The sequence below is a fragment of the Microbacterium sp. CPCC 204701 genome (assembly GCF_004010105.1).
Taxonomy (GTDB): domain Bacteria; phylum Actinomycetota; class Actinomycetes; order Actinomycetales; family Microbacteriaceae; genus Microbacterium.
Genome location: NZ_RRYE01000425.1, coordinates 1 through 2,393 on the forward strand (window position 1 = coordinate 1; position 2,393 = coordinate 2,393).

Annotated in this window: 2 protein-coding genes; both read left to right on the forward strand. The window is 72.7% G+C overall.

The window, feature by feature from the left end; genetic code table 11:
- On the forward strand, window positions 1-275 hold a 275-nt coding region (locus EIO58_RS16325), incomplete at its 5' end, for an aminomethyltransferase beta-barrel domain-containing protein (RefSeq protein ID WP_342447989.1).
- A gap of 41 nt (window positions 276-316) precedes the next feature.
- Window positions 317-2,393 (forward strand): NAD-dependent DNA ligase LigA (gene ligA / locus EIO58_RS16330; RefSeq protein WP_127820369.1); only part of this gene is annotated, 2,077 nt, incomplete at its 3' end.

The following is a 2,393-nucleotide window of genomic DNA, read 5'->3' on the forward strand; positions in this document are numbered from 1 at the left end:
AGGCGCTCGCGACCGCCGAGATCGCGGGGGAGCGGTACTCGTGGGCAGGCAGCGCGCCCGAGGCGCCGGAGTTCGCGTGCGACGTGCAGATCCGCGCGCACGCCGACCCGGTGCCTGCCCGCGCGGCGCTCGCCGACGGGCTGCTCACCGTGGTGCCCGAGACGCCGTTCGACGGCGTCGCGCCCGGTCAGACGGCGGTGCTCTACGACGGCACGCGGGTGGTCGGCCAGTTCACCATCGACCGCACGGTGTCGGCGGTCCCGGTCGGCGCCTGATCGCTCCCGCAGGCGTCGGAGGCCGCTCCTAGACTGGCGGGGTGACGGATGACGCAGACGTGGCCCTACCCGACGATCCCGGCTTGGACGCGGCGCGCACGGAGGCCGTGCACCTGACCGAGCGCATCCTCGACGCGCGCGACGCCTATTACGGGCGCAACGCCGAGATCGTCGACGACGCGACCTACGACGGGTGGATGCATAGGCTCGAAGAGCTCGAGCGGCTGCACCCCGAGCTGCAGGGGCAGGACTCGCCCACCCAGACGGTGGGCGCGGCCGAGGGCTCGATGTTCGCACCCGTGGAGCACGCCGAGCGCATGCTGAGCCTCGACAACGTGTTCAGCCCCGACGAGCTGCGCGACTGGTGCGTCAAGACGAAGGCCGCCGCGGGACGCGAGGTCCGCTGGCTCACCGAGCTGAAGATCGACGGCCTCGCGATCAGTCTGCGCTACGACCGCGGGGTCCTCACTTCGGCCGCCACGCGGGGCGACGGCCGGATCGGCGAGGACGTCACGATGAACGCCATCCGCGTGCCCGGCATCCCGCAGCGCCTCGCAGGCACGGGCCACCCCGATCTCGTCGAGATCCGCGGCGAGGTCTTCATCCCGGTCAAGGCGTTCGAAGGCCTCAACGCGCTGCAGGCCGATATGCGCGACCGCGCGGTCGACGAGGCGCGTGCCCGCAGCCGCGCGTTCGACGAGGCGAAGGCGCGGGTGAGCGCCGAACGGCGCTTCCCGGCGTTCGCGAACCCGCGCAATGCCGCTTCGGGAGGACTCCGCCAGCAGCTCGACAAGAAGGACGGGCTCGAGCGCGAGGCCGGTCAGGCTCGTCTCGACTCGCTGCGGCTGTTCGTCCACGGGATCGGCGCGTGGGGTCGCCCGCCGGTGTCGGCGCAGAGTGAGATCTACGGGCTGCTGGCCGAATGGGGCCTGCCGACGAGCCCGTACTTCCGCACCGCCGACGACATCGACGGCGTGCTCGAGTTCGTCGAGCACTACGGCGAGCACCGCCACGCCGTCGAGCACGAGATCGACGGCGTCGTGGTCAAGGTCGACGAACTCGACCTCCACGACGAGCTGGGCGCCACGAGCCGCGCACCGCGGTGGGCGATCGCGTACAAGTACCCGCCCGAGCAGGTCAACACCACGCTCCTCGACATCGTCGTGTCTGTCGGGCGCACCGGGCGCGCGACCCCGTTCGCGGTGATGGCGCCGGCGCGCGTCGCCGGATCCGTCGTGCGGCAGGCGACCCTGCACAATCAGGACGTCGTCCGGGCCAAGGGCGTGCTGATCGGCGACACCGTTGTGCTCCGCAAGGCGGGCGACGTCATCCCCGAGATCCTCGGCCCGGTCGTCGAGCTGCGCGACGGCACCGAGCGCGAGTTCGTCATGCCGACCGCCTGCCCCGAGTGCGGATCCCTGCTGGCGCCGGCGAAGGAGGGCGACATCGACCTGCGCTGCCCCAACACGCGCGCCTGCCCGGCACAGGTGCGCGGCCGCGTCGAGCACATCGGCTCGCGTGGCGCACTCGATATCGAAGCGCTCGGCGAGGTCACCGCGGCAGCGCTGACCCAGCCGTCGGTTCCCGAGACGCCGCCGCTCGAGACCGAAGCCGCGCTCTTCGATCTCACGATCGATCAGCTCGTGCCGATCGAGGTCGTCGTGCGGGACGCCGAGACCGGCGAGCCGCGCGTGGACGAGAAGACGGGTGAGCCGGTGCGGCGTGCCCCCTTCCGCCGCAACCCGAGCGCCGCCGAGAAGAAGGCCGGGCTGACCGGCCCGCAGCCGTCGGCCCAGGCTCTCACGCTGCTCGACGAGCTGGAGCGGGCCAAGACCAAGGAGCTGTGGCGGTTCCTGGTGGCCCTCAACATCCGCCACGTCGGTCCGGTCGCGGCACGTGCGCTCGCGCAGTGGTTCGGCTCGATCGAGGCCATCCGCGCCGCGAGCCGTGACGAGCTCGCCGGCGTCGAGGGCGTCGGCGGCATCATCGCCGACTCGCTGCGGGACTGGTTCGAGGTCGACTGGCATCGCGAGATCGTCGAGCGGTGGGAGGCCGCGGGCGCCCAGCTCGCGACGCCCGGGCATCCCGGTCCCGGCGCCGCCGCGGCGGGCGGCGGCG